The organism is Roseovarius sp. BRH_c41, assembly GCF_000961715.1.
Classification (GTDB): domain Bacteria; phylum Pseudomonadota; class Alphaproteobacteria; order Rhodobacterales; family Rhodobacteraceae; genus Roseovarius.
Genome location: NZ_LADY01000064.1, coordinates 48,030 through 71,563 on the forward strand (window position 1 = coordinate 48,030; position 23,534 = coordinate 71,563).

Below are 23,534 nucleotides of genomic sequence, written 5' to 3' on the forward strand. Positions count from 1 at the left end.
ATATCCTCTGCCCGGTTACTGTTGCGGCTCAGCACTGCGTTCTTCGGGCGCGACGGTTGCCCCCGGCGCAGTTTTCTGAAAGCCTGCCACAACAATGCGATCACCGGGATTCAAACCCTCGTCCACAACCCAATCATTGCCGCGGTTCTGAATGACGCTGAGCGCGCGCTCTTCGATCACCCCTTCGCCGTTGACCACCCAAGACAAGGGCCGCCCACGACGATCGCGGATCACCCCTTCCTGTGGCACGAGATAAACCGCCTCGGCCACTTCAACGGGCACTTCCACCTGCACATACATTCCCGGCAAAAGTAGGAGGTCGGGATTCTCAAATTGCATTCGCAGTGTCACAACGCCGGTCTGCGGATTTACGTTTGGTTCAGCCGCCTTGAGTTGGCCGGTCTCGCTATAGTCAGAACCATCCGCCAGCTTTAGCCGCACTGTCGAATCGGCTCCCTCCAGATCACGCTCCGTCTCGCCCCGTCGCCAGCGCAAGAGGTCCGCCGCGGATTGCGTCACATCGACATAAACGGGGCTGATGTTCCGGATCACGGTCAGCGGCTGTGACTGACTTGCGGTTACAAGCGCGCCCTGCGACGTGAGAGAGAGGCCGATACGCCCTGAGAGCCGTGCGCGGATTGTGGTGCGAGACAATTCGATCTCTGCCGAATTCAGCTGTGCCTTGGCCAATTCCAATCCCGCAGCCGCCGCATCGCGGGTCGATGTCGCCTCGTCCAGTGCCTGTTCGCTGGCTACGTTCCGGGATTGGAGCTCCACCAACCGCTGCGCTTCGCGCTCCGCCGAACGCAACTGTGCCTCGGCCTGTGCGACAGTTGCCTGCGCCTGCCGCACAGCCGCTTCGTAAGTGGCCATATCAATCTGATAGAGTGGATCACCTTCGGTCACATCGGCACCTTCTTCAAATAGGCGCTCGGTGATGATCCCGTTGACCTGAGGACGTACTTCGGCCTCGGCCGAGGCTGCCACCCGCCCCGGCAAAAGCGACGTCAGGGTCACATTTTCCGGCTCGAGCGTTACAACGGTGACGGGGGTCGGTCCTTGCTCCTGTTGCGCCACAACTAAGTCCGGCACAAAACAGGCACAGACCACAAGGGTAAGGATGAACCTTGGAAGATGAGCCATCAGGAGCCCTTTCACGATAAAGCATTGGCGCGATTGCATCGGGTGATTTATAAAACGGTTGGGTTTTATAAATATGACGGACCCGGAAATGGCAAGATCACAGATGGCCCGCACAGCGACCTGTGCGAAATTGAGTTAGGCTGATGCACAGTAACACGCCGAACACCAAGACCTGCGAGAATATTCGGCGCGGTCGACCGATTACGTTTTCCTGTGACGAACGCCGTGAGGCAATCTTTGCGGCACTCGAATCAGTGCATGCCGAAAGCGGACTTGATGGGGCGACAATGCAGGTCATCGCGCACCGGGCTGGCATGTCCAAGCGCACGCTCTACGATATCTTTCCGGGACGCACGGCCCTCTTGCGGTCCTATATGGACAAAGTGGCGGACCAGTTCATCCGCCCCCTGCCCGCTTGCGAAACGGACCTGCCAATTGCGGACCGACTGGATCGCGTTCTATCTCAGAACATCCGGCATCAGGGCTATGGCCTGCCGCTTGAGATTCTGCGCGCCTTTGTGGCACAGGTGCCAACCGCGCCGGACATCGGGTGCGATCTTGTCGATGGCCTGATACAGCGCGATCTGTCCATTCTGACGAGTGAACTGGAACGGGGCGTGGCACGCGGAGAAATCAAGCTGGAGGACACCAGAGAGGCCGCCATGTTACTGCTGGATATGGTGCGGCCTTGGCCACTTGAATCGCTGCTTGATCCGGCACGGTTGGCCACCCCTGACACGTTCGCCGCGCGGCGCAGGTTGGCGATACGGGTGTTTCTCAACGGTGTCGCGGCCCCCGCGCGCAATCTCTAAACGGCGCGAGGGTGACGGGCCTTCGTCAAAGGCGGTCCAAGCTGCAATCCGCCTTCTCGCTCAATAAACGCAACGACAGCCTCGATCCCGGTCTCCCTGTGCAACTGTGCCAACACAAAGGGCCGTGCCCCCCGCGCGCGCGCTGTGTCTGCCTCCAAAAGCGCCAGATCGACGCCCACATAAGGCGCGAGATCAGTCTTGTTCACCACAAGCAAGTCGGATTTTGTCACACCCGGTCCACGTTTACGCGGGATGTCCTGCCCGGCGGCAGTGTCGATCACATAGATTGTCAGGTCCGCGAGTTCAGGGCTGAAGGTCGCCGCGAGATTGTCACCACCCGATTCAATCAGGATCAGATCAAGATCGGGAAAGGTGGCGCTCAAATCAGCCACCGCCGCCAGATTGATAGAGGCATCCTCTCGGATCGCGGTATGCGGACACCCTCCAGTTTCTACACCTCTGATCCGCTCATTTGGCAGAACTTGTGCGCGCATCAGGTAGTCCGCATCCTCGCGGGTGTAAATGTCATTGGTGATCACCGCCATCGAACATCGGCTTGCCAGCGCGCGCGCCAGTCCTTCGGTCAGTGTGGTCTTGCCTGCGCCCACCGGACCACCGATGCCGACGCGCAAAGGACCGTTCATACGCTCGGTCATGTCCGGAATATCCTTACGTCTTGGGTTTCATGTTGTAACGCCGCAAGATCGCCCGCGAGCGCACAACCTCCTAAATCGTCCAGCGTCGCGTCAGCAGCACTGCGGGCGAGATCATGAATCAGCGGAAGAAGTCGCGAGAGCACCAATTGCCCTTCCGTTTGCCCCAACGGGATGTGACGAATAGCGATGGTTACAAGATTCCCGGCCAACCCCTGCAGATATAAGGAGATGACATCCAGTTTCGGCAGGTCTAACGGTTTTGCTGCCTCACCCAGTGCCACCGGCAACGAACGCATCGGCAAAACGCGCCCGGTAATCCCAGCTACCGTCCGCGCGAGCGCCGCCCCTTGTTCGCGGGTTTCCTGTAACCGTTCGGCACAGGGCTGTAGCGCGCGCGCCAGATCATCGAGCGCCGAACTATCGCCATCGAGCGACTGCGCCAGCAAAACCGCATCCTGCCAGCCTGCACCATATCGAAGGACGTTTGTCAGCCAAACCTCTAGGCTTGCCGCATCGGTGACGACACCGGTTGAAATCTGGCGCTCCAACCCGTGCGAATAGGCAAAGGCCCCGGTGGGAAAGGCGGGCGAGAGCCACTGGATCAGCGTCAGATGTGCAGGCGTCAGCATCAGGAATGATGATCTTGCGGGCCGTGATCATGCCCCATGGTGCGACCCTTGCCATAGGCTCCACCCTCGGGGCGAAACGGGCCGCTCACAGGCTGCAGCCGTGCGCCCAACTGGGACAGCATCGCTTCGATCACATGATCGCGGCGGATACGAAGGTGATCAGAGACCACTTCGCAAGGCGTATGCCGGTTGCCGATGTGCCAAGCCAGCCGCGCCAAATCTCCGCGCACTTCAACTAGATCTTCGGGCGCGGCCTCAACCCCAACGGCGCGACCATCGTCGAGCGCAAAACCCCAGTGATCATCAAGGTTGCTCACCTCAGCCAGATCAGCCAGAAACTCCAATCCCCCCTTGCACACCAAGCGTCTGCGCCGCATCAACCGCGCCTCATAATCGAGCACGACAGTATCGGTCACTGCCTTGGGCCGGGCGTGCAACAGATGACGGGCAATCGGCAGATCAGACATGTTGGGCCCTCAAAACAGGAAATAGCGTTGTGCGAGGGGCAATTCAGAGGCCGGTTCGCAGGTGAGCAATTCGCCATTGGCGCGCACCTCATAGGTTTCGGGATGCACCTCGACCACGGGCGTCAGATTGTTGTGAATCATGTCGCGCTTGCTGATCTTGCGGGTATTCGAGACCGCCACGGTCGATTTCGCCAGCCCAAGTGCTGCGCCGATCCCGTCCGCCTGCGCCGCTTGCGACACGAACAACACCGCAGAACGTTCGACCGATCGCCCGTAGGCCCCGAACATGGGACGGGAATAGACCGGCTGCGGCGTGGGGATAGAGGCATTGGGATCGCCCATCTGCGCCAGCACGATAGAACCGCCCATCAGCACCATCTCGGGTTTCGCGCCGAAAAACGCCGGGCTCCATAGTACCAGATCAGCGCGTTTGCCGGGGCTGACACTTCCGATATGGGCGCTCATCCCGTGCACGATGGCGGGGTTGATGGTATATTTTGCGATATAGCGTTTCACCCGCATGTTGTCATTGTCGCCGGTTTCCTCGGCCAGCCGCCCGCGCTGCTTGCGCATTTTTGAGGCTGTCTGCCACGTGCGGATGATCACCTCGCCCACGCGGCCCATCGCCTGACTGTCTGAGGCCATCACTGAGAACGCGCCCATGTCGTGCAGGATATCCTCGGCGGCGATGGTTTCGCGCCGGATACGACTCTCAGCAAAGGCCACATCCTCGGGGATCGCCTTGTCGAGATGGTGACAGACCATCAGCATGTCGAGATGCTCTTCGATGGTGTTGACGGTATAGGGCATCGTCGGGTTGGTCGAGGAGGGTAGGATATGCTCATACCCCACCACTTTCATGATGTCGGGCGCGTGCCCGCCGCCCGCACCCTCGGTGTGAAAAGCATGGATCGTACGCCCCTTGATGGCAGCGAGCGTGTTCTCGACAAAACCGCTTTCATTCAGCGTGTCGGTGTGGATCATCACCTGCACATCCATGTCGTCGGCGACACTCAGACAACAATCAGTAGCGCCGGGCGTGGTGCCCCAATCCTCGTGCAGTTTCATCGCACAGGCTCCGGCGTGAACCATCTCGATCAAGGCCTCGGGTTGGCTCGCGTTGCCCTTGGACGAGAGGCCGAAATTCATCGGAAAGGCATCCAGCGATTGCAGCATCCGCCCAATATGCCACGCCCCCGGCGTGCAGGTGGTGGCCAGCGTGCCATGGGCGGGACCAGTGCCGCCGCCCAGCATGGTGGTGATGCCGGAATGCAGCGCGTCCTCGATCTGTTGTGGGCAGATGAAATGGATATGTGCGTCAAACCCCCCGGGGGTGAGGATTCTCCCCTCTCCGGCGATGATCTCGGTTCCCGGTCCGATTATGATATCCACGCCTGATTGCGTATCGGGATTGCCCGCCTTGCCAATCGCGGCGATGAGACCGTCGCGAAGGCCGACATCGGCTTTGATGATCCCCTGATGATCGACAATGAGCGCGTTGGTGATCACCGTATCCATCGCACCACCTGCACGGGTGACTTGGGATTGGCCCATGCCGTCTCGGATCACCTTGCCGCCACCGAACTTCACCTCTTCGCCGTAAGCCGTCAGATCGCGCTCGACCTCGATAATCAGGTCGGTATCGCCAAGCCGCAGGCGGTTACCCGTGGTGGGGCCATACATGGCGGCATAGGCGGAGCGGGGGATCGCATAGGGCATCTAGAGGTCTCCCATCACCTGTTGATTAAAGCCGAACACCCGCCGCGCGCCGCCAAATGGGATAAGCCGCACCTCGCGGCTCTGACCCGGTTCGAACCGAACAGCGGTGCCAGCGGGGATGTCCAACCGCTGCCCGCGTGCAGCGGTGCGGTCGAACGCAAGCCCGGAATTGGCCTCGGCAAAATGATAATGGCTGCCCACCTGCACCGGCCTGTCGCCGGTATTGGCGACCATCAGCACGGTCACTGGCACGCCTGCGTTGAGGATAATCTCACCCTCGGCGCACAGCACCTCGCCGGGGATCATTTCCGCACCTTTGCCAGCACATAGCCCCCTGCCGCCGCAAGAGCGCCAACCACGCCCAACCACATCGCGTCACTCCCATGCGGATGCAGATGCGGGCCGGAATGAGCCAGTGCCAGCGTGGGGGTAAGCAGGAAAAAGGCAACGGGATAGCGCATGATCGGGTCCTTTCAGCGGATGGGATTATGGACAGTGACAAGCTTGGTGCCATCGGGAAAGGTCGCCTCGACCTGAACAGCATGGATCATCTGCGCGATGCCCTCCATACATTGCTCGACGCTCACGACATGCGCACCCGCCTCCATCAGATCGGCTACCGTGCGCCCGTCGCGCGCGCCTTCGACCACGTAGTCGGTGATCAGCGCCACGGCCTCGGGGTGGTTGAGCTTGACGCCGCGTGCGAGCCTGCCGCGCGCGACCATGGCGGCGAGCGAGATCAACAGCTTGTCCTTTTCGCGGGGGGTGAGGTTCATCGCGCTTCTCTCCTAGATCTGCCAGACGCGGGGCAACGGACCAGGACGCAGGGCGCTGACAAGCCGCATGATCTGTCGCTTGAGTGGCCAGCCATCACCGGCCATGAGGCGGATCATCAGCTTGCCGTCAAAGCCCGAAGCGCCACCCATCACGCCATCCTCGGTCAGTTCCGCGCGGGCGCGGTCCACGGCATCCTCAGCCCCCCGTGCCACCAGCGCCAGCGTGGCAAAAGCCCCCGCAGAGCCCAGCACAGCGGGACCAGCGGTCAGTGCCTCGGTGCCTAAATGCAGCGGCTCGATCATCACGGGGCGGCCCAAACGGATAATACGGCGGGTGTCGCGCAACGAGACCTCGGCCAGCGTTTCGCCCATGGCGGCACGTCCCAGAACGACGGCCTCGAGCATGAGGCAAGAGGCATCCTCGGCCAGTTCAATCACCGTCTCGCGGATCAGGTGGCTGCTGTCAAAGAGGATGGTTTCCTGCGGCAGCCAATCGAGATGCGCGCCCGCCCCCACCTCATGCCGGACGGTGACATGCGCAGCCCCGCCTGTGCTGCGATAGGCCCGCTCGGCTGTTTGCGTGGTGGCCGTGGCCCGGCACCCCGCCGCCAGATCAAGGCGATAGGCAAGGCTGTCGCCCCCCGCTAGGCCGCCAGAGGTGTTGAGAAAAACCACCTCAGGACCGGAGGCGCCGGAATGCACAAAGGCCTTGGCCGATCCCGCCTGATGCAGTCGGTTGAGCCGCGCGCCCGCTGGGCCGGGCAAGAGGCTCACATGGGCCGCGCCGTGGCTACGCTGATGCAAGGGGACGGGACAGGCGGTCATGGGTGATTCCAGTTCGTGACAGATCAGAGGCTACCTGTTGTGTCGGGGCCTGCCAGTAGCCCGTCGCGCCTGCCTGACATCCCACAGGCGCGTCACCCGAATCTGCCTATTTTTAGCGCAGATGGCCTATTAAATAGACACCTCACGCAAGAGCCGGTCTCGCTCCACCATTGCCGCAGGTTCGGACAAACGAACCTCGCCCCGGTTCAACACCACCAGATCATCCGCCAGCCCATAGGCGAAATCGAAATACTGCTCGACAAGCACGATAGCGATTTCCCCCTCATCCCGCAGCAGACCGATCACCTCACCAATCTGCTTGATGATATTGGGCTGGATGCCCTCGGTCGGTTCATCCAAGAGCAAAACGCGCGGGCGCGCGATGAGCGCGCGGGCGATGGCCAATTGCTGCTGTTGCCCGCCCGACAGATCGCCGCCGCGCCGGTCCTTCATCTGTTCCAGCACCGGAAAGAGATCATAAATCCGCGACGGAATCCGATGTTCGGATTTGGGCAGGCAGGCAAAGCCGGTTTCTAGGTTCTCGGTGACGGTCAATAGCGGAAACACCTCTCGCCCTTGCGGCACATAACCGATGCCCGCCCGCGCCGCCTGCGCCGCGCCGAGATGATCGAGAGCCGCGCCGTCCAGCGTGATGCGCCCACCCGAATAGGGATGCCGCCCGGCAATCGCCTTCAAGAGACTGGTCTTGCCAACCCCGTTGGTGCCCATCACCGCCGTCACCGCCCCCGGTCGCGCGGTCAGGCTGACGCCATGCAGGATTTGCGACGCGCCATAATGCAGCGTGAGGTTCTCGACGTTCAGCATCGCTCATCTCCCCAGATAGACATCAATCACCTGCTGGTTCTGGGTCACATGATCCAGACTGCCCTCGGCCAAAACCGAGCCTTCATGCAGCACCGTCACCTTGCAGCCAAGGCGGCGGATGAATTCCATGTCATGCTCGATCACCACCACGGCGCAGGTTTCCGCCGCGCGTTTGAGGATATCGGTGGTGTGTTCACGCTCGGCAGGTGTCATCCCGGCGGCGGGCTCATCCACCAGCAAGAGGCGGGGATCCTGAGCCAGAAGCATACCGATTTCCAGCCATTGCTTTTGCCCATGACTCAGCTCTCCGGCGCGGCGCGGCAACGCATCGAGCAGGCCGATCTCCTCGGCCAGTTCGGCAATGCGGGCGGCCCCCCGGCTGGAGCGGCGGTAGAACAGCACGTCAAACGGCCCCCGCTTGTTCTTGAGCGCCATGGCGAGGTTTTCGCGTACGGTCTGCGCCTCGAACACCGTGGGTTTCTGGAACTTGCGCCCTATCCCTGCGCGCGCGATCTGGCTCTCGGTCATCCCCAAGAGCGACACGTTCTTTTCGCCCCAGATCACCCGGCCCTCATCTGGCCGCGTCTTGCCGGTGACGATATCCATGAACGTGGTCTTGCCCGCGCCATTGGGGCCGATGACGGCGCGCAATTCCGGCTCTGCCACCTGGATCGACAGGTTGTTGATGGCGCGGAACCCGTCAAAGGTCACGGACACGCCCGAGACTTCGAGAAGCGTGGTCATTCTTTCCTCACGATCATGTCAAAGAACCCGCCGATGCCACGCGGGAAGAACAGTGTCACCGCGACAAAGCCGAGGCCCAACAGCACCAACCACCAGTCGGTCCAGTTGATCGTATAGAACCCGAGGTTGATATTGGGCGCGCCGCCGCCGGTGAACCAGCTTGACGCAAGGCTGACCACAGCCGCCCCTATGACCGCGCCATAGAGCCGCCCGCGCCCGCCGATAGCCACCCAGACCGCCAGATAAATCGAGGCAATCGGCGCAATTTCGGCCGGGTTTATGATGCCCGCCTGTGGATAATAGAGCGCACCCGCGATGGCCGACACCACCGCCGTCAGGGTAAAGATCACCAGCTTGTAACTCTCGACATCATAGCCCAGAAACCGCACCCGCGCCTCGTTGTCGCGAATGGCGCGCACGACCGAGCCGAACTTACCCGACACCAGCCACGCGAACAGCAGATAGCCCAGCCCGAGCGCTAGGGCGGATGCCCAGAAGAACCACAGCGACAGCGTGGACTGCGGCAAATGATCGAGACCCGGGATATTCTGTAACCCCGAGAGGCCATTATTGCCGCGCAATCCGGTGTCGTTCTGAAAAAGGTAGAGTGACAGCGCCAGCGTCATCGCCTGCGTTAGAATGGAGAGGTATACGCCGGTGACGCGGCTGCGGAACGCCAGCCACCCAAACACCAGCGCCAAAAGGCCCGGCACCAGCAACACCATCATCAGTTGCAGGGTGAGACTATGGGCCCCCCCCCAGAGCCAAGGCAGTTCGTTGCTGCCCACCACACCAAAAATTTGTGTGGCGATGGCGTTCTCAATCTCGCCCTGTGTCGGCGGAATGGGCGCACCTGAAAGTGAGCTAATCACGATCCCTTCGGTGCGCGCATACATCAGCCACATGCCTATGGCGTAACCCCCTAGGCCAAAGAAAGCGAAATGCCCCAGGCTGAGGATACCGCAATAGCCCCAGACCACATCCATCGCCACGGCAATGAGACATAGGCAGAGCGTCATCCCAAGGATCTTGACCATCGAGGTGGAGAGGATTGCAAGGCCGAACCCTTCGGACAGAACGGTCACCCCCAGAGTAAAGAGCGCAAGGCAGCCAAGGAACCATAGCACCGACGGATTTTCCGCGAGGAACCGTTTACGCGGAGCAATTTCGGGTTTGCTCATGGCTCAGTCCCCCGCCGCGCGGCCCTTGAGGGCGACGATGCCCTTGGGCCGGAATTGAATGAAGAGAATGACGAAAAGCACCATATAGGTCTGTGCGGCCAGCGTGTTCGACGGGTTGAACCATTCGATCCCCTTTTGCAGAAAGCCGATCATCGAGGCCCCCGCCAGCGTGCCCCAGACGTTGCCAACGCCGCCCACAACAACGGTCATGAAACTCTGGACGATGTAATTCGCCCCCATCTCGGACGTGACCTGCGCATAGAGGCCAATCGCCACGCCCGCGATGCCCGCGATGCCCGACCCAAGGCCGAACGTCAGCATGTTGATGCGATCCGGGTCGATGCCCATACTCGCCGCCATTCCGGGATTTTGCGTGACTGCCCGCACCTCAAGCCCCAGTCTTGTGCGCTTGAGGATAAAGAGCAGCAGCGTCAGAAAGATCAGGGCAAGGACAAAGATCGCCACACGGATATTGCTGATGCTCACGATATCATTCAGCGTCAGCGCCCCGCTCAGCCAGTCAGGTGCCGTAAGTGGCCGCGCCTGCGTGCCAAAGATATTCTTGGCCAGTTGTTGCAGAGCGATCGAAATGCCAAAGGTCGCAAGTAGCGTTTCCAGCGGGCGTGTATAAAGATGCCGGATGACCAGCCGCTCCATCGCCACGCCCGCGCCAAAGGTCACGACAAAGGCCAGTGGCAAGGCGACAATCAGACTGACGGTGTAATCAGGGATGAAAAGCTGCACCACATAACCAGTATAGGCCCCCATCATGATGAACTCGCCATGCGCCATGTTGATGACACCCATCACGCCAAAGGTGATGGCAAGACCGATGGCCGCGAGGAAAAAGATCGAGGCAAGCGACAGCCCATCCAGCGCGAGATCGAGCGTCTGATAGAGCCCGAGCGCGCGCGACGTGGCAGAGAGCGCATCCTCGGCGGCGGTTGTCACCTCTGCATTAGGCTCGGCGTAGACCTCGTAGAACACATGCGCTGCCACAGCGCGGGCCACTTCATCCTCAGCGGCGCGGGGGGGCACGGTGCCTGCGGCCTCCAACGCCTCATAGGCACGGGTGCGGGCGGCATCGGTGCCCAGCAGATGCAGGGGCACGCCGCCCACCGCGCCATCGACGATGTGCTGCGCCAGCACGTCACGGCGATCCGTGGCGCTCTGGCGTGGCGGCGCAAGATTGGCGGCCACCAGCCGGTCATAAGCCTCGACCTCGGAAATATCCGTGCCCACCTCGAGCACGCGGGCAATATTGTCACCCTCCGGCAAGGCGGTGCCAACCCCCTGCGTGCGTGTCGTCAACTGGTTGAGCACGCCGCGCGCTTCGATACTGGTATCCCCACTCAACCCTTCGATCGCCGCCAGCCGATAGGGAAGCGCTGATGCGAACTGCGCCGTCAACAGGGTCAAGAGCCGCTCTTTGCGCTCTTTCAGCACGGGATCAGTCTCGGTCTCGATGGACCGACTGAGCGGGTCGATCTGGCTGGCGTCACCGCTGCGGGCAATCGCGTCCAGCGCCGCCGCACGCCGCGCCGGATCGGGCGCGTTCAGTTCTAAGGGCACCAGCGCCGCCGCGATCACCCCGCGCACCCCGGAGTTAGGGCGAATCTGGTTGACCTCGCGGCTGCTCACCTCAGCCACCGCCGCGCCGCTGTCGATATCTATGAGCCGCAGCGCGTCGCCCGCTTCTTCAGCATAGAAAAAGAGGCCATCATCTGGCCGTTCATAAACCCCGCGATCCTGCCAACGCAGCAGAAATTCGGCAGTGCCGGGGCGGTCAGCCGCCATCAGCGCATCCAGAACGCTCTCGACCGTGCTACGCGACGGCTTGGCGATCTCGGCCTGATACTCTTGCAAGAGCGGCTGTAGCCCCTCTTGCGCCAGCCCTTCAGAGGGCCGCAACAGGGACAAAAGGCCAATGGCCAACGCTGTCACCACAAGCCGGGCGAGTATGAGAAACGAACGCATCTTGATAAGGGCCTTGCCTGAGAGGAAAGACGCGCGGAGGCTTGCCGCCGCGCGTCCGGTCCGCGTCAATAGTTCGACGTCATCTGCACGCAGGTCTTGGTCTCGGTGTTATACATACCGCAGCCCAGATCCTTCCAATCGCTTGTGAGCGGCGCGCTCTCGGGCAGGTAGTCGGTCCAGGCATCACCCGGCACCTCTGTTGTCTGGCTGATGATGTCAAACTGCCCATCAGCCCGGATTTCGCCGATCAGAACCGGCTTGGTCAGGTGATGGTTGGGCAGCATCACAGCCGTGCCGCCCGTGAGGTTGGGGAACTCCTGCCCCCACATCGCTGTGCGCACCGCGTCGACGTCGGTGGTCCCCGCCGCTGTCACCGCGTTTACCCACATGTTAAAGCCGATGTAATGTGCCTCCATCGGGTCGTTGGTCACGCGGTTCTCACCGGCATAGGCCTTCCACGACTTGACGAATTCGGCGTTGATCTCGGTATCGGCGGATTGGAAATAGTTCCACGCCGCGAGATGACCCACGAGTTCGGTGGTATCCAGACCCGACAGTTCCTCTTCACCGACCGAGAAGGCGACAACGGGAATGTCATCGGCGCTGACACCGGCGGCGGCCAGTTCTTTGTAAAAGCCGATATTGGCATCGCCATTGATGGTGGAAATCACGCCAACCTTCTTACCACCCGCGCCAAGCGCCACGACATCCGCCACAATTGTCGCCCAGTCGGAATGACCGAACGGGGTGTAATTGACAAAGATGTCCTCAGCAGCGACGCCCTTGGATTTGAGATAGGCGTCAAGGATGTTGTTCGTGGTGCGGGGGTAGACATAATCCGTACCCAGGAGTGCAAAGCTCTCGACGCCCAACTCCTCAATAAAGTAATCCACTGCGGGGATCGCCTGCTGATTGGGCGCTGCTCCTGTGTAGAACACGTTTTTCGACGATTCCTCGCCCTCGTATTGCACCGGATAGAACATCAAGCCGTTCAGTTCCTCCAGTACCGGCAGTGCCGACTTGCGGCTCACGCTGGTCCAGGAGCCAAAGATCACGTCAACCTCGTTCACCGTCAGCAACTCGCGCGCCTTTTCAGCAAAGAGCGGCCAATCAGAGGCCGGATCGACCACGACCGCCTCGATGGGACAACCCAACAACCCGCCCTTGGCGTTCTGCTGTTCGACCAGCATCAGGACCGTGTCCTTGAGCGTGGTCTCGGAGATCGCCATCGTGCCCGAGAGCGAGTGCAGCACGCCCACCTTTACGGGACAATCCTGAGCCAGTGCCGGGGCCGTCGCAAGAACGGAGGTCGCAACGAGGCTCGCCATAAATGTTCTTTTTGTCATTTCTTTCGGAACTCCCATGTCCGGGCTGCGCGCGTCGTGGCGTTGTTCAATTCCGATCCCCCACCGTCATTTTGGCAACGCAGCATTTTGTTTGCACCTCTCCACTGAAGAGCGCGGTCTATCTGGACCAGCGCCGCCCTGAGAGGGTCTGAGCCGTATCAGGCACGATGCAGCAAACAGATTTGACGCGAATTGCTCTAGGGAGAGCGTGCAGCGTCGCGGTGAACCCGCCAAGATTGCCGCTTTTTGGGCAGTTCTCAGGCGCACCGCCCATTTTAATTGCGTTTGCAGAAATAATGCCGCATCGCAGCGTGGCGGCAGTTACGGCTTTGCCGCGCGCCCTTGCACGAGAATACCCAAGAGGCCCAAGAGCCCCGATCCCACCATCAGTGTCACCGACACTGCGTTGAGCACCGGGGTCGAACCTTCGCGCATGCGGTCGAACATCGTTACCGTCAGCGGCGCATTCGATCCGTTGAGGATCAGCGTGGTGTTGAAATTCTCGAAGGAGATCAAAAAGGCCACAATCCCGGCCCCAAAGAGCGCCGGTCGCAGCCACGGAAGGGTGATGGTTCGAAAAACCACCGCCGGCGTTGCCCCAAGGTTGAGCGCCGCCTCTTCCAGCGTGCGGTCAAAGCGGCGCAGGCGCGCAGCGATCACCAGCGTCGCAATCGTGGTGATGAAGGAAAACTGCCCGAGAATCACCAGAAAGAGCCCCGGTCGCAACGCCCCGATCTCCAACCCTGTCAGGCTATTCACCGCCTCTGCAAGCGTCGACGAAAACACAAGAATGGAAATGCCAAGGATCACGCCTGGAATGACCAGCGGTGCCAGCATCATTAGATAGGCGAACTCCTTGAACCGGAAATCGTGGCGATCAAAGAGAAACGCGGTCGTGGTCGCCACGGTCAGCGACAGGGCCGTGACCCAGAATGCCACGAAGGCTGAGTTGAAAAAGCCCGCAACGATCCTTCGGTCGTTGATCAGTCCAAGCCGGGGCTGCTCTGCCCCGATGAACCAATCCAGCGTGAACCCATCCCATGGCAGGCCGGGAAACTGGCTGTCGTTGAAGGCAAAGACCGCCACCACCGCCAGTGGCAGCGCCATGTAGACGAAAAACAGCGCCACATAGGCCGCATAGGCAAAGCGCAAGAGCGGCGAGCGGGGGAGAGAGGCGAGCATTCTAGCGCCCCAATGTATTCGAGAGCGACTGCCCCGATAGGCGCAGCAAGAGCCAGACAAGCGCGCTCGACGTGGCCAAGAGGATAAAGCCAAAGGCCGATCCCAACTCCCAGTTAAAGCGGGTGATGAACTGCGAATAGATCTGCGCCGTGAACCACTGTCCGCTTTTGCCGCCCAGCAGCGTGGGTGTCAGGTAATTGCCCAGTGCCAGCATGAACACCACGATAGAGCCTGCGATGATCCCCGGCATGGCATAGGGAATAACGATCCGCGTCAGCACAGTCCAGCCATTGCCGCCCAGATCATAACCCGCCTCGACCAGCGCATCATCCATCCCGTCGATGGTGGAAATCAGCGGCACGATCATAAAGAGCATAGAAGTATAGACGAGGCCGATCAGAATGGCCGCGTCATTATAAAGAAACTCGACCGGCCCCGAGGTGATCCCCAATCCCTGCAACGCGTTGGAAATCAGCCCGGTTTCCCGCAAGAGCAGCATCCAGCCGAAAACGCGCACGATCTCGGATACCCAGAACGGCAAGAGGCATAGCATAAAGAGCGCCGCCTTGGTGCGACCCTGTGCAATCTTGGCGATGTAATAGGCCACCGGGAAACCGATGATGAATGTCAGAACGGTGGCGATGATCGAAAAGACGACCGTACGTAACAGCGTCCAAGGATAGACCCAAGAGGCCGCGAAATCCGCATAGTTGCGAAACCCGGTTTCATAGACTCGCGGGGCCACTTTTTCATGCAGGGACAGGATCAGCATGTCGATATGCGGGATCACGATCAAAAGCGCGATCCACGCCGCGAAGGGTGCGAACAGCAACCAGAAGACCAGCTTGCCTTCGCGCATCACGCCCCCGTCGCCGCAAAGGACACGACCGACCCCGGCCCAAGCCCGAGCGCCACAGAGACCCCGCGGCGCAATGGCTCTGCTTCGCCCGATTGCGGCAAGAGCGCCTCGATCACATCTCCCCCCGGCAGGCGTGCCAAAATCCGACTCTGCGCGCCGTTAAAGAGCACATCCTCGATCACGGCCTCCAGCCTGTTGGTGCTGTCCTGTGCGGCGGTGCCGACCGCGATGGATTCAGGGCGGATAAAGATGTCAAACATCCCCCCCACCTCGGCCACGCCCTTGCGCGGCAAACCCGCCGCCAATGTCAGCCCCTGATCCGTCGCCAGCTTGCACCCTGTGCCATCCGCAGCGATCACCTTGGCGCGCAGTTTGTTGGCATCGCCCACGAACCCGGCGACAAAGGCGGTCTGAGGGCGGAAATACAGCTCTTCCGGCGTGCCCACCTGTTCAAACCGCCCGGCATTCATCACCGCCACCCGGTCTGACATCATCATCGCCTCGGATTGGTCATGGGTGATATAGACGAATGTCGTGCCAAATTCATGCTGCAACTGTTTCAGTTCAATCTTCATATGCTCGCGCAGCTTGAGATCCAGAGCGCCCAACGGCTCATCCAAAAGCAACACCGCCGGGTCCAGAACCATCGCCCGCGCAATCGCAATCCGTTGCTTTTGACCGCCCGAGAGCTGATCAATCTGCTTTGGTCCGGCATCCGGCAGCCCGACGCGGCCCAGAACATCCGCCACCGCGCGGGCAATATCAGCACGCGGCGTGCCGCGACGACGCAGCCCATAGGCGATATTCTCGGCGACGGTCATCATCGGGAATAGCGCCAGATGCTGAAACACAAGATTGACGGGCCGCCGGTTGGGTGGGGTGTCGAGCACCGATGCACCCTTGATCAGGATATCGCCCGCATCCGGGCGCGCAAACCCGGCCATCATCCGTAGCAAGGTGGTTTTACCACAGCCAGACGGGCCAAGAATGGAGAAGAACGATCCCTTGGGGATTGCAAAGGACACATCGTCCACAGCCGTGAAGCTGCCGAACCGCTTGATCAGGTTGCGGCATTCGAGATCGGCGGAAAAGCTGTCCACGTCGTTTAACCTTTCAGGGGGGTGACGCGGCGGTTGGCCCGCCGCGTCCCTCTCTTTTCATTGCGCCGCGATCTGGTCCAGCAGACGACCCTCGATATCCTCAAGACCTGCGGGGATCGGCGGGAACCACTTGATGTTGGATATCACCTCAGGTGGGAACGCCTCTTGATAGGCGGCACGCAGCGCCGGATCGACCAACTCGTCAGAGCCTTTGGAGGCCGAGAACGACCCAGCCTGATTGACGATCTGTGCAGCTACATCAGGGCGCATCACGAAGTTGATCCATTTGTACGCCGCCGCGTCATTTTCGCCCTTGGCGGGAATGGTAAAGGTGTCAATCCAGCCCAGGGCGCCGGTCGAGGGGGCGACAAAATTCCACTTGGCATCCTCGGCATTCAACTTGAATCCGGTCGCGTCCCACGCCTCTGCGGCCACGACTTCGCCCGAGCGCATCATCGCCAAGAGATCGTCGGCACCGCTCCAGTAGGCTTTCACATTGGCCTTGCACTCGCCCATTGCGGTGGCGGCGGCGGTGATGATTTCCTCGTATTTCGCGGGGTCCGAATAGGCTGCAAACGGGTCCTCCCCGGCGGCAAAGGCAAAGCCCAGAAGGGCAATCCGCTTGGTCCGCATGGAAATCTTGCCCGCATAATCCGCCGAGCAGAGATCGGCATAGGTTTTAATGTCGCCCGCAACAGAGCGATCCACGGCAAAGCCAGACACGCCCCAGATATGCGCCACGCCATAAGCCGCGCCATCCACCGTGGTTGCCGCAACCGACGCATCGTAGAGATCGCCGATGAATTGCGACTGGTCGATCTGGCTCAGGTCGAGCGGTTTGTAGATGCCGAATTCCTGTTGCGGCCCAAGGATACGGTCCTGACTGGGCTGTGCAAGATCAAAACCAGCCCCGCCGGTGGCGCGGAGCTTGGAAATCATGTCCTCGTTATTCGACAAGGTGACTTCGACATCAATGCCGGTTTCAGCTTTGAATGCTGAAATCACGGATTCGGGTGCGTAACCGCCCCAGGTCAAAAGACGCAAGGTCTCGGCAGACCCGGCGGTGCCAACCAACGCAAAAGCAGCGCTGGTCAGGACAGTTCCCAACAGCTTTCTCATAGTCCACTCCCTGTGTATCGCTCGGTTCCCGAGCCGTTGTTGTGGCCAGACGCTATGCCTCTGCCCGCCATGCGTCAAGCCATGCGCAGATCACGCATCGGCGAGGGCTGTCGCCACCCCTCGCCATTTGACAGCGGCGGTGTCGAGAGGGATCAGAGCGTCAGGATAGTCGAGCCCGTGGTCTGGCGTCCTTCCAGCGCGCGATGCGCCTCAGCGACCTGATCCAGCGGGAAGCGCTGCCCGATATTGACCTTGACCGCGCCGCTCTCAACCTTGTCGAAGAGATGGCGCGCCATATCCTGACACCGCGCATGGTCGGCAAGAAAGGTGAACAGTGTCGTGCGAGTCAGCTTGAGCGATCCCTTGGCGGCGAGGGTCAGCAGGCTCACCGGCGCGACCGGGCCAGAGGCATTGCCAAAGGACATCATCATGCCAAGCGGCTTGAGGCAGTCGAGGGAACGCTCAAACGTATCCTTGCCCACCCCATCCATGACCACATCCACCCCTTTGCCATCGGTCAACGACTTGACCTCAGACACGAAATCTTGATCGCGATAATTGATGCAGGCGGAAGCACCGTTTTCCACCGCAAGTTTGCACTTTTCATTCGTGCCCGCTGTCCCGATCAGAGTGATCCCCTCCGAGCGCGCCCATTGGCAGGCCAAAAGCCCAACGCCCCCCGCAGCAGCGTGGAACAGGACCGTTTGCCCAGCTTCCAGCGGCCAGACCCGGTGAAAGAGATATTCGACCGTCATCCCCTGCAACATGATCGAGGCCGCATCCTCAAACGAAATGCCATCCGGCAGCGGACAGACCTGCGACGCGGGCATCACCCGCGCCTCGGCATAAGCACCCGGCGGGGTTGCGGCATAGGCGGCACGGTCGCCGGGCTTGAGGTGGGTAACACCCTCGCCCACCGCCTCGACAACACCTGCCGCCTCCATGCCCAAGGCATGCGGATAGGTCAGCGGGTAGAGGCCTGTGCGCTGATAGACGTCAATGAAATTCAACCCACAAGCCATATGCCGGATACGAATCTCACCCGGCCCCGGTTCGCCGACCTCAAGGTCAACGAGCTTCAACTCCTCGGCCCCGCCTGCTTTTTCGATAATTACCGTTCGCGACATGAGTGTTTTCCTTTCGGTCTGAGTGATGCGACTTTTCGCAGCATACAAATTTGCCCGACTAAAGGGCAGTCCTCCGCGAAAGGCAATCCCACGCGAACCCGAATTAGGTGCAGGTATGCCCGTTCATCGTGGCGGCTCTCGCTGATAGAGCGATTGAAGCGTTTGTTTGTTGCGAAAGTTTGTATTGGCGCGGCAGTTGGTTGCATCCGTTCGTCGCGCAAGTCTTGCTCAGTATCCCGGGCCATGATTAGAGAAACGAAGCAATTTTATAATCGATGGATTGACGCCAGAACGTAGGGTGAAGTCCAAGCTGCCCGATGACCGTGCCGAAGCCGTCGGGCCGAGCGATGTTTGGGCAATGGATCTTGTCAAAGACGAATTGGCGACGGGTAAGAAGCTGCGGGTTTTGACGGTCGCGGACACGTTCTCGCGCTACGTTCCGGTGCTCGAAATGCGGTTCAGCCATTGTTGGGAGGATGCCGCGGCGACGTTGGACCGGGTGTGCCGCAAATCGGGCTATCCCAAGACGATCCTGGGCGATCAGGCCAGCGAGTTCATCTCCCGCGACATGGACCTCTGGGCCTATCAGTGCTGTGTCACGCTCAATTTCTCACGGCACAGAAAGCCGACTGACATTGCGTTCATCGAAGCGTTCAACGGAGGGTTCGGGGTTGGACCACCGGGAAACATTCATGGCTCCATTTCAATATGTGGACTTTGTTGTACTAATCTATTCCGAACGTGAATAACTCCTGCGGCGATGCTGATCCAGATCCACACACCATACTTTGCCAGCGGCGTATCCTACATTCATTGCCGTTCGCTATCCGGCGCGAGAATACGGGTTCGGTGACACGAAGTTTATCACGAGACATCTCCGCAATTTTCCTCGACAAAATCAAGTTCTCAGCCGTCAACGTCAGAATGGAACTGGTCCACAAAGAAACGCAAAATGTTGCTCGCAGCGAGATTTTCGCATCACTTCCGTGGTGTATTCTTTCACTGCCGTTTTCCTTGCGGTCTGTAAGGTGCCACGCTTGATCCTGTCGAAGGTCATAGCTTCCCTTCAGCGACCCATTTTTCCACGAGATCACGGCCTACTTCAAAATGCATGCTGTCCTCGCGGCCGAACGCTGCGCCCCAATACCAGCCTTCGTTGCGGAAGAAATCGGCGAGGATCGTCAGGCCCAGTTGGGTCTTACCGTCGCCCAGCGTATCAAGACTGCCATCGATGTTCAGATCGACGGATAGGCCGAAGGCATGTGTAGACGTGCTGTTCCGCGCGCCCCTGATGTGGCGTACGCAAAGTGCGCCAGCGGTGTTGATCCGGTCATAGAGATCCTTGTCAGCGGCCTTGATCTTGTCAAAAATCACGGCAAGTGAATCAATCGCAGGCTGCAACATGGTCACCCTGATCGGGCCAACCTCCGCCGTCAAGAGCTTGCTCGCCAGCCGATCGTTGGTCATGCCTTGGCATTTGTCCGTCAGGCTCTCGCGGGGCTTTCCGAAAATCCCTTCGAGGAATCGGGGCGAAGCGATGTTGACCCCCTTGTTCAACTCGCGCCGGTTCGCAATCAGAACCACCTGGGCATAGGCGTCAATGATCTGGTTCGGCCCGTCAGTGGGAAAGGCGGCCTGCTCCTGGCCCTGCAATGGCGCAGAAGAAGCCGGGGCGCGGTCGGCGATCGCGGCGATCTGCCTTTCTAGTTGTTGCAACTGTTCGGTCAGCGCGTCGATCTGAGCGCGCAGGCCTTCGATCTCGATCCGAGCGCCGCTGTCAACCGCAGGACCGGAGAACGTGGCGTCGCCGTCCGCTTCGTAGCGTATTTCGGCGTCCGACCGGAACTGCATCCAGATCAGAACGGCCACCCCGAAAAGGATCAGCACCATGACGCTGACGATTGCGGGAATGATGCGCTTGTCCATGTAAATGCCTGCACGACCTCAATGCGAGAACATTGGGTCACTGCCGGTCTCGTGTCAATAAAGCGACCTATCAAGGACGTTGTTTCAGTCCCGGAGCTGGTGTACCCTTTGGCTGTCCGATATTGGAAGGTTCATCAATGTATAGGCAAACTATTTTAGTTCTGAGCTTGGCTTTGGCTGGAGTCCCGGCACTGAGCGGGATCGCATATGCGCAAGCAAACGATGCGAGCAACCTGTCTGCGGAACAGCTGGAAGAGTTTTTCAACAAGCAAAAGACTCGCGGACTGGTGCTTGCCCCGACAAACGCGCAAGACAATACTGGCGTGGGAGACACCGCCGCCACTCCGAGCGCGACGCAAACCTATGTAGAGCTTGCCCCGGAAGAGCAAGTCAGCATCCAGATCAGTTTCGATTTCGACAGTTCAGCCCTACGCGCGGACCAGAAACCTAAGCTGGTGACGCTTTGCAAGGTTATGCAGACCGCCGATATCGGGTCCTTCCGGATTGTCGGTCATACGGATTCCAGCGGATCGGCGAGCTACAACGAACGACTGTCCTTGCTGCGGGCACAGGAAGTTAAGCGCCACCTAGAGACCGACTGCGGGATTGAACCCGAGCGGCTGGAAGCGGTCGGCGTTGGGGAGGCGTTTCTGCTCGACAAGGCGGATCCGGACTCGGATGCAAACCGGCGGGTCGAATTTCAGGCGCTCAGCTAAGGTGGTTGCTCGCCCCTTGACCGTTGGCGGTGCGGCATGACTTCGATGCAGCCCGGAGATATTTTTAGTCCAGGCGATCTGCTGAACAACACCTACCGGATCGAGGCAATCCTCGGACGTGGTGGCACCTCGGAGGTGTATAAAGCCCGGTCCGAGATTTCCGGCCGGGTGATGGCGGTAAAGGCCCTTCGCGCGGAGTTTGCCAGCAACGAGGATTTCCTCGTGCTTATGACCCGCGAGGAAGACGTGCGGGAGATTCAGCACGATGCGGTCGTGCGGTATTTCGACACCCAGCGGATGCCCGACGGCGTGGTTTATCTCGTGATGGATTACGTGGATGGCCCCGGCCTTGACCGCAAACTGGCAGATGGCGGCATGCCGGCAAGTGACCTGTTGGTGGTGGGCCGACGCGTGTGTGAAGGCCTGATCGCAGCGCATGCGCGCAATATCGTGCACCGCGACCTCTCACCCGACAACATCATCTTGCGTAACGACAAGGCAGGTCAGGCCGTGATCATCGATTTCGGCATCGCCAAGGACACCAATCCAGGCGCGCAAACCATTGTGGGCAATGAATTCGCTGGAAAATACGCCTATGCGGCGCCCGAACAACTGAGTGGCACCACCGACGCCCGTTCGGACATCTATTCTCTGGGAGCACTGTTACTATCGACCTTTCGTGGCAAGAAGCCAGATATCGGGGCGAACCCGATGGAAGTGGTGAAGAAAAAGGCCGAGCCGCTGGACTTGGAAGGCGTGCCTGAGCCGCTGCGCCGGCTGATCACTAAGATGTGTGAACCGAACCCCGACCTGCGATTCCAATCGGCCGAGGCGCTTCTGGAAGCGTTCAAGGACCCCGACAGCATGAAAGAGGACGATCTGGCCTCGGTGATGCTGGACGATGCGACCGTGATTGCCCCGGTCACGGCCCGGGTCGCCCCCGCCCCCCCTGTCCAGGGTCCGATATCGGAAGCACCTCAGGACGCCGCGCCCAAACGGCAGTCACTGCTGCCGGTTATGGCATTCGTCGCCCTCCTGGCGATTGGTGCAGGTGCCTATTTTGGTGGGGTCTTTGACGCGTTGATCGGGCCGCGCTATCCGGTAGCCGATCCCTATTCGATGATTATCGAAAAGAGCTCGACCGGGAATGCACAGGCAGTAGGGTACGTGCCGTCAAAAGAGGTCGAAGCAGCCTTGACGGAACGGATTGAGGGGGTGGGAGGCTCTGCGCAGCTGACGCTTGCCAGCGGTGACATTTCGCCGACTTGGGGCATTGGGCTGTTACAAATGTTCGAGACCCTCCTGCCGCTAGAGGAGTTTCGCATCGCGGTGTCCGACGATCAGGTGAATGTGACCGGACTTGCCGCGACCAAGTCCGATCAAGCTATGGTACAGGAAGGCTTTGCCAAGGGCTTTCCAGAAGGATTCAACGGAACAGCCGAGATCGGCCTCGGACCACGATTTCTGCTGCCCAACGACGTGCACCCGTTATTGGAAGAGCACGCGGATTGCGGCCCTCTGCAGCTCATGGCACCGCCACCAATTGGGTACGGGCTTGAAGATAGGGTGATCGTCAACGGCAGGTTCGCCAACGAAACCAGTCGTTCGGCGCTGCAAGCGGCCATTTCCGATGTTGCAGGTGTTAGGCCGGTACGTGTGGAGGGTGAGGTGTTGAACGCCAGTCTGTGCCGGATCGACGGGGTTTTGCCCACGGCTGGTCCGGGCGGTTTCGATATCCGTCTCGGATATGGAGATCGCGAAGGCGACAACCTTGCCGGGCGCTATCAGGTCGGGGAGAATCCGACGATCGACGTCAGACTGCCCGACGAGCTAACAGAGGGTTATCTTTGGGTCTCGGTGGTGGATGTGCAGGGCGTCGTATTCCATCTGCTGCCAAACCGGACGCGCCCGGACAACAGCTTGACGGCTTTGCGTGCAGAGGCGGAGGATGGGTTCGTGCGTGTCGCTTTTGGCCTGGAAGAAGCGCAGGCAAGCGGGAAGTTGGCCTTCACCGTCGATGGCTCGGTGCTGGGTAAATCCAAGATCATCGCGCTGCATTCCGATGGTTCCCTGTTCGACGACCTGCGCCCGACGACGGAGTCCGTGGAAAGTTATGCCGAAGCGCTGATCGCGGCCCGCGAGGCAAGCGACGTCACCGTGACCTCACTGGATTCAGCGATACTAACCACGGAAGAGTGACGGAAAAGTTGCGTCGGCAAAACGCCTTCGGGTCCTCGGATACATTGGTGAAACAGTCGTTCTACATTAAAGTTCTGCGCTTAAATCGCCCGCGTTTAAACTGCGACTTACTTGGAAGCGTTGAAGGACTTCCAGAACTCGTCGGGTGAGCAGTGATCTCAGACCTTGGCGATTGCGTTGACCATGTCGGCGAAGATGCGTACGCC

At 60.1% G+C, this 23,534-nt stretch carries 24 protein-coding genes and 1 pseudogene; 5 read left to right on the forward strand and 20 right to left on the reverse strand.

Annotated features, from left to right (window positions below):
• Nucleotides 1–15: 15 nt before the first annotated feature.
• Nucleotides 16–1,143, reverse strand: coding sequence for an efflux RND transporter periplasmic adaptor subunit (locus VR71_RS20365; RefSeq protein ID WP_045686344.1), 1,128 nt, complete (start codon nt 1,141–1,143; stop codon nt 16–18).
• Here VR71_RS20365 and VR71_RS25300 point away from each other — a divergent pair.
• Entirely contained in the window at nt 1,135–1,287 is a 153-nt protein-coding gene (locus tag VR71_RS25300; protein WP_296430672.1) for a hypothetical protein, read from the forward strand. The two genes, VR71_RS20365 and VR71_RS25300, sit on opposite strands and share 9 nt — an antisense overlap.
• Nucleotides 1,287–1,955 (forward strand): TetR/AcrR family transcriptional regulator, encoded by a 669-nt coding sequence (locus tag VR71_RS20370; RefSeq protein ID WP_009815920.1) that lies wholly within the window; start codon nt 1,287–1,289, stop codon nt 1,953–1,955. The genes VR71_RS25300 and VR71_RS20370 overlap by 1 nt, the downstream gene beginning before the upstream one ends.
• Here VR71_RS20370 and ureG read toward each other — a convergent pair.
• The 18 genes from ureG to VR71_RS20455 all read right to left on the reverse strand — a co-directional run bounded on the left by ureG (nt 1,952) and on the right by VR71_RS20455 (nt 18,487).
• Entirely contained in the window at nt 1,952–2,611 is a 660-nt protein-coding gene (gene ureG / locus VR71_RS20375) for an urease accessory protein UreG (RefSeq protein WP_045686345.1), read from the reverse strand. The genes VR71_RS20370 and ureG overlap by 4 nt on opposite strands.
• On the reverse strand, nt 2,608–3,237 hold the full coding sequence (locus VR71_RS20380) for an urease accessory UreF family protein (RefSeq protein WP_045686435.1): 630 nt from the start codon (nt 3,235–3,237) through the stop codon (nt 2,608–2,610). The genes ureG and VR71_RS20380 overlap by 4 nt, the downstream gene beginning before the upstream one ends.
• Before the next feature lie 2 nt (nt 3,238–3,239).
• A complete protein-coding gene (locus tag VR71_RS20385; RefSeq protein ID WP_009815923.1) occupies nt 3,240–3,707 on the reverse strand; it encodes an urease accessory protein UreE in 468 nt (155 codons plus the stop codon).
• A 9-nt stretch (nt 3,708–3,716) separates the two neighbouring features.
• Nucleotides 3,717–5,426: an urease subunit alpha gene (gene ureC, locus VR71_RS20390; RefSeq protein WP_045686346.1), complete on the reverse strand. Its 1,710-nt coding sequence runs from the start codon at nt 5,424–5,426 to the stop codon at nt 3,717–3,719.
• On the reverse strand, nt 5,427–5,732 hold the full coding sequence (locus VR71_RS20395) for an urease subunit beta (RefSeq protein WP_009815925.1): 306 nt from the start codon (nt 5,730–5,732) through the stop codon (nt 5,427–5,429).
• Nucleotides 5,729–5,887: a hypothetical protein gene (locus tag VR71_RS25305; RefSeq protein WP_009815926.1), complete on the reverse strand. Its 159-nt coding sequence runs from the start codon at nt 5,885–5,887 to the stop codon at nt 5,729–5,731. The genes VR71_RS20395 and VR71_RS25305 overlap by 4 nt, the downstream gene beginning before the upstream one ends.
• Nucleotides 5,888–5,899: 12 nt before the next feature.
• Nucleotides 5,900–6,202, reverse strand: coding sequence for an urease subunit gamma (locus VR71_RS20400; protein WP_009815927.1), 303 nt, complete (start codon nt 6,200–6,202; stop codon nt 5,900–5,902).
• Nucleotides 6,203–6,214: 12 nt separating this feature from the next.
• Nucleotides 6,215–7,027 (reverse strand): urease accessory protein UreD, encoded by an 813-nt coding sequence (locus VR71_RS20405; RefSeq protein WP_045686347.1) that lies wholly within the window; start codon nt 7,025–7,027, stop codon nt 6,215–6,217.
• Between the two features lie 129 nt (nt 7,028–7,156).
• Complete coding sequence (urtE, locus tag VR71_RS20410) at nt 7,157–7,852, reverse strand: urea ABC transporter ATP-binding subunit UrtE (RefSeq protein ID WP_045686348.1); 696 nt, start codon at nt 7,850–7,852, stop codon at nt 7,157–7,159.
• 3 nt (nt 7,853–7,855) lie between these two features.
• Nucleotides 7,856–8,596 (reverse strand): urea ABC transporter ATP-binding protein UrtD, encoded by a 741-nt coding sequence (gene urtD, locus VR71_RS20415; RefSeq protein ID WP_045686349.1) that lies wholly within the window; start codon nt 8,594–8,596, stop codon nt 7,856–7,858.
• Complete coding sequence (gene urtC / locus VR71_RS20420) at nt 8,593–9,777, reverse strand: urea ABC transporter permease subunit UrtC (protein ID WP_045686350.1); 1,185 nt, start codon at nt 9,775–9,777, stop codon at nt 8,593–8,595. Before urtC ends, urtD begins: the two co-directional genes overlap by 4 nt.
• A gap of 3 nt (nt 9,778–9,780) precedes the next feature.
• Nucleotides 9,781–11,754 carry an urea ABC transporter permease subunit UrtB gene (gene urtB, locus VR71_RS20425; protein WP_045686436.1) on the reverse strand — a complete coding sequence of 658 codons (1,974 nt, stop codon included), beginning with the start codon at nt 11,752–11,754 and terminating at the stop codon, nt 9,781–9,783.
• Between the two features lie 65 nt (nt 11,755–11,819).
• Complete coding sequence (gene urtA / locus VR71_RS20430; protein WP_296430673.1) at nt 11,820–13,082, reverse strand: urea ABC transporter substrate-binding protein; 1,263 nt, start codon at nt 13,080–13,082, stop codon at nt 11,820–11,822.
• Between the two features lie 339 nt (nt 13,083–13,421).
• A complete protein-coding gene (locus VR71_RS20435) occupies nt 13,422–14,282 on the reverse strand; it encodes an ABC transporter permease (RefSeq protein WP_045686352.1) in 861 nt (286 codons plus the stop codon).
• A gap of 1 nt (nt 14,283) precedes the next feature.
• Nucleotides 14,284–15,141: an ABC transporter permease gene (locus tag VR71_RS20440; protein WP_045686353.1), complete on the reverse strand. Its 858-nt coding sequence runs from the start codon at nt 15,139–15,141 to the stop codon at nt 14,284–14,286.
• Nucleotides 15,141–16,241, reverse strand: a complete 1,101-nt coding sequence (locus tag VR71_RS20445; RefSeq protein ID WP_040650898.1) for an ABC transporter ATP-binding protein — start codon at nt 16,239–16,241, stop codon at nt 15,141–15,143. Before VR71_RS20445 ends, VR71_RS20440 begins: the two co-directional genes overlap by 1 nt.
• A gap of 57 nt (nt 16,242–16,298) precedes the next feature.
• Nucleotides 16,299–17,360 carry an extracellular solute-binding protein gene (locus VR71_RS20450; RefSeq protein WP_009815937.1) on the reverse strand — a complete coding sequence of 354 codons (1,062 nt, stop codon included), beginning with the start codon at nt 17,358–17,360 and terminating at the stop codon, nt 16,299–16,301.
• 152 nt (nt 17,361–17,512) lie between these two features.
• Complete coding sequence (locus tag VR71_RS20455; protein ID WP_045686354.1) at nt 17,513–18,487, reverse strand: quinone oxidoreductase; 975 nt, start codon at nt 18,485–18,487, stop codon at nt 17,513–17,515.
• A 283-nt stretch (nt 18,488–18,770) separates the two neighbouring features.
• Between VR71_RS20455 and VR71_RS20460 the strand changes: the two are divergent.
• Nucleotides 18,771–19,154, forward strand: a pseudogene (locus VR71_RS20460) (DDE-type integrase/transposase/recombinase); the annotation flags it as partial.
• A gap of 386 nt (nt 19,155–19,540) precedes the next feature.
• Here the strand turns inward: VR71_RS20460 and VR71_RS20465 are convergent.
• Nucleotides 19,541–20,413: a M15 family metallopeptidase gene (locus tag VR71_RS20465; protein ID WP_045686355.1), complete on the reverse strand. Its 873-nt coding sequence runs from the start codon at nt 20,411–20,413 to the stop codon at nt 19,541–19,543.
• A gap of 137 nt (nt 20,414–20,550) precedes the next feature.
• On the opposite strand from VR71_RS20465, the gene VR71_RS20470 reads away from it, so the two are divergent.
• Together VR71_RS20470 and VR71_RS20475 are read left to right on the forward strand one after the other, a co-directional pair.
• A complete protein-coding gene (locus tag VR71_RS20470) occupies nt 20,551–21,129 on the forward strand; it encodes an OmpA family protein (protein WP_009815941.1) in 579 nt (192 codons plus the stop codon).
• Nucleotides 21,130–21,165: 36 nt separating this feature from the next.
• Complete coding sequence (locus tag VR71_RS20475; protein ID WP_045686356.1) at nt 21,166–23,328, forward strand: serine/threonine-protein kinase; 2,163 nt, start codon at nt 21,166–21,168, stop codon at nt 23,326–23,328.
• The last annotated feature ends 206 nt before the right edge of the window (nt 23,329–23,534 follow it).

Coding starts and splice junctions, on each gene's coding strand:
- VR71_RS25300 (WP_296430672.1), top strand. CDS start 1,135: ATGAGCCATCAGGAGCCCTTTCACGATAAAGCATTGGCGCGATTGCAT.
- VR71_RS20370 (WP_009815920.1), top strand. CDS start 1,287: ATGCACAGTAACACGCCGAACACCAAGACCTGCGAGAATATTCGGCGC.
- VR71_RS20400 (WP_009815927.1), bottom strand. CDS start 6,202: ATGAACCTCACCCCCCGCGAAAAGGACAAGCTGTTGATCTCGCTCGCC.
- ureC (WP_045686346.1), bottom strand. CDS start 5,426: ATGCCCTATGCGATCCCCCGCTCCGCCTATGCCGCCATGTATGGCCCC.
- VR71_RS20470 (WP_009815941.1), top strand. CDS start 20,551: ATGTATAGGCAAACTATTTTAGTTCTGAGCTTGGCTTTGGCTGGAGTC.
- VR71_RS20365 (WP_045686344.1), bottom strand. CDS start 1,143: ATGGCTCATCTTCCAAGGTTCATCCTTACCCTTGTGGTCTGTGCCTGT.
- VR71_RS20475 (WP_045686356.1), top strand. CDS start 21,166: ATGACTTCGATGCAGCCCGGAGATATTTTTAGTCCAGGCGATCTGCTG.
- urtC (WP_045686350.1), bottom strand. CDS start 9,777: ATGAGCAAACCCGAAATTGCTCCGCGTAAACGGTTCCTCGCGGAAAAT.
- VR71_RS20455 (WP_045686354.1), bottom strand. CDS start 18,487: ATGTCGCGAACGGTAATTATCGAAAAAGCAGGCGGGGCCGAGGAGTTG.
- VR71_RS20405 (WP_045686347.1), bottom strand. CDS start 7,027: ATGACCGCCTGTCCCGTCCCCTTGCATCAGCGTAGCCACGGCGCGGCC.
- VR71_RS20385 (WP_009815923.1), bottom strand. CDS start 3,707: ATGTCTGATCTGCCGATTGCCCGTCATCTGTTGCACGCCCGGCCCAAG.
- VR71_RS20465 (WP_045686355.1), bottom strand. CDS start 20,413: ATGGACAAGCGCATCATTCCCGCAATCGTCAGCGTCATGGTGCTGATC.
- VR71_RS20395 (WP_009815925.1), bottom strand. CDS start 5,732: ATGATCCCCGGCGAGGTGCTGTGCGCCGAGGGTGAGATTATCCTCAAC.
- urtE (WP_045686348.1), bottom strand. CDS start 7,852: ATGCTGAACGTCGAGAACCTCACGCTGCATTATGGCGCGTCGCAAATC.
- VR71_RS20450 (WP_009815937.1), bottom strand. CDS start 17,360: ATGAGAAAGCTGTTGGGAACTGTCCTGACCAGCGCTGCTTTTGCGTTG.
- urtB (WP_045686436.1), bottom strand. CDS start 11,754: ATGCGTTCGTTTCTCATACTCGCCCGGCTTGTGGTGACAGCGTTGGCC.
- urtD (WP_045686349.1), bottom strand. CDS start 8,596: ATGACCACGCTTCTCGAAGTCTCGGGCGTGTCCGTGACCTTTGACGGG.
- VR71_RS20435 (WP_045686352.1), bottom strand. CDS start 14,282: ATGCTCGCCTCTCTCCCCCGCTCGCCGCTCTTGCGCTTTGCCTATGCG.
- urtA (WP_296430673.1), bottom strand. CDS start 13,082: ATGGCGAGCCTCGTTGCGACCTCCGTTCTTGCGACGGCCCCGGCACTG.
- VR71_RS20440 (WP_045686353.1), bottom strand. CDS start 15,141: ATGCGCGAAGGCAAGCTGGTCTTCTGGTTGCTGTTCGCACCCTTCGCG.
- VR71_RS25305 (WP_009815926.1), bottom strand. CDS start 5,887: ATGCGCTATCCCGTTGCCTTTTTCCTGCTTACCCCCACGCTGGCACTG.
- ureG (WP_045686345.1), bottom strand. CDS start 2,611: ATGACCGAGCGTATGAACGGTCCTTTGCGCGTCGGCATCGGTGGTCCG.